The sequence below is a fragment of the Paenibacillus sp. FSL H8-0315 genome, from assembly GCF_038005365.1.
In the GTDB taxonomy this organism is placed as follows: Bacteria; Bacillota; Bacilli; order Paenibacillales; family Paenibacillaceae; genus Paenibacillus_AQ; species Paenibacillus_AQ odorifer.
This window is the reverse complement of the sequence record NZ_JBBOTA010000003.1, coordinates 1-2,717: the sequence shown is the minus strand read 5'-3', so window position 1 is coordinate 2,717 and position 2,717 is coordinate 1. Positions and strand designations below refer to the sequence as shown.

Annotated in this window: 2 protein-coding genes; both read left to right on the top strand. The window is 50.7% G+C overall.

Annotated elements, in window-relative coordinates:
* Positions 1-1,754, top strand: a 1,754-nt coding sequence (locus MHB56_RS29740; RefSeq protein ID WP_248549772.1) for a condensation domain-containing protein, incomplete at its 5' end; no start/stop codon positions are given.
* Positions 1,755-1,844: 90 nt separating this feature from the next.
* The coding region (locus tag MHB56_RS29735) for a condensation domain-containing protein (RefSeq protein ID WP_248549771.1) at positions 1,845-2,717 on the top strand (873 nt) is incomplete at its 3' end.

Sequence of the window (2,717 nt, the reverse complement as noted above, 5' to 3'; positions counted from 1 at the left end):
CGATTTCTGTTCCGGAGCTACGTGCGCATTTGTCGGCACAGCTGCCAGACTACATGATCCCGTCGCACTTCGTGGAGCTGGAAAAGTTGCCACTGAACAGCAACGGCAAGGTAGACCGCAAGGCGTTGCCGGCACCAGATCGGGAGGCTTACACCGAAGCCTATGAAGCGCCGCGGGATGCGCTGGAGGCGCAATTGGCGGAGTTGTTCGCGGAGGTGCTGGGCGGGGATGCAATCGGCATCAATGACTCGTTCTTCGAGCGCGGTGGTCATTCGCTGAAGGCTGTGACGCTGGTGTCGCGTATCCATCAGCAGTTGTCGGTGGAGTTGCCACTCCGGGAGCTGTTCGCGCATCCGACGGTGAAGACGTTGGCGAAATCTGTACGTAGCGTAGATCAAAGCGACTACGGCCGAATCGAACCAGCGGCGCCGCAGGCTTCGTACGCGCTGTCGTCGTCGCAGCGGCGGTTGTATGTGCTGCATGAGCTGGAGCCGGAGAGCACGCGCTACAACATGCCAGGCGTCGTGGAACTAGTTGGGAAGGTGGATGCGGATCGGCTGGAACAAGCGATTCGCTCGGCCATCGCCCGTCACGAATCACTGCGCACCTCGTTTACATGGATAGACGGTGAACCGAGACAACAGGTGCACGAAGATGTGTCATTTGAATGGGTATACCGGGATACGGATGAATCGCGTGCGCGGGCGTTGACACGGAACTTCGTGCGTCCGTTCGCACTCGATCAGGCGCCGCTGCTGCGTGTTGAGTTGCTGCGTCTAGCGGAAGAACGCTATTGGCTGCTGTGGGACATGCATCATATTGTGTCGGACGGCGTATCCATGGACATTTTGGTGTCGGACTTCATGGCGGCGTATGCCGGCGCGGAGCTGCCGCCGCTGCGGATTCAGTACAAGGACTACGCGGTTTGGCAGCAAGGTACGCTCGGGGTCGAGCGGATGCAAGCGCACGAGGCGTACTGGCTGTCCACCTATGCGGAGGAAGCGCCAGTGCTAGAGCTGCCGACCGACCATACGCGTCCGGCGGTGCCAAGCAGCGAAGGCGGACGCGTTCATGCGGAGATTAGCGCGGACGTGGTCGAAGGGCTGAAGAAAGTCACAGCAGAAACGGGATCGACGCTGTACATGGTGCTACTTGCAGCCTATAATGTGTGGCTGCACAAGTACACGGGGCAGAGCGACATCGTAGTGGGCACGGCGGTGTCGGGGCGGACGCATGCGGACACGGAGCCGATGATTGGGATGTTCGTGAACACGCTGGCACTGCGTAACGCCCCATCCGGGGACAAGCGGTTTATTGACTTCGTGCACGAGGTGAAGGAGCGGACACTGGCGGCGTTTGAACACCAGGACTACCCATTCGAGGAACTGGTAGAGAAGCTGAACGTGCACCGTGATAGGAGCCGAAACCCACTGTTTGACACGATGCTGGTGCTGCAGAACATGGAGCAAACGCGCTTTAATCTGGCGAACGTTGACGTGCGTCCGGTCGAGCTGAGCCATCCGACGACGAAGCTAGACCTGACGCTGAACGTTATAGAGGCAGATCATGCAATCCAACTAGCAGTAGTATACAGTCGAGTATTGTTTGATGAAGAAACCATATGGAGATTGCTTACTGGTTTTTGTGAAGTAATCAAGTGTATTGCATCAGAGCCTACAGTAAAAATCGGCACGATCAAGACGGAGATATTAGAAAACGATTTTGAATTGTTTGGAGATATGGAGTTTGTGTAAATAAGGTGCATATTCTCCGAGAGAAATAATGACAGATTCATCTGTCATTATTTTCTCTTAACATTTAACTCAAAGGAGCGTATGGTGAGCATGGCAGATTTTTTGACGCAACGATTGCTGCTAACGAATGAAGAGTTTGCAGAAGCAATAGAGTATTGGTTGCAAGCGCTCAGTAATCCTCCTGTTCTTACTCACCTTCTGGAAACGAGAAACGGCCATGAAGAGGGTTGCAGAGGGGAATTAAAATTCGCTCTATCTCCTAAGATTACAGAAGAAATAAAAGTTATGACTAAAGGATCGGAACAAGCAATTTTCGTCGTCCTTTTGTCAGTTATATCCATATTTTTGTCAAAACACCTGAATAATCCGGATATTATAGTAGGTATGCCCCCGCTTAAAAGAAAAGATAACGAGGGAGCCGTAATAGATCTACTGCCAATTAGATTACATATAGAACCAGGAAGAACATTTAGGGATATCTTGCTAGAGGTACGTGAATGCGTAATAAATGCGGTTAAGTTTCAGCTATTTCCACATAAACATATTGCGGATAAAAATGGATTGCCTTTAACTCATCATGAACGATTGCGACTTAAAACAGCGATTTTATACAAGGAAATTCATCAAATGGTCGATCTTAATAATTCTGAGTGTGAAACCTTAATGTCGTTCTCAAAAGAAGACAATCGATTGTTTATCAACATTAACTACAAACTAAATCGATATACTGAAGCAAGCTTGCTGCGGTTTTGCAAACAATTATCAGATTTTTTGGAGCGTATTATAGATTACAGGGATGTGCCGCTCGAACAAGTCGAGGTTATTTCACAGGAGGAAAAACAGTTTTTGCACGCATTCAATGACAAGGCTGTGGACTATCCGCGGGAAGCGACGATTCACGGGCTGTTCGAGACGCAGGTTGAGAAGACACCGAACGCAGTTGCGGTTATATACGAGGACCGA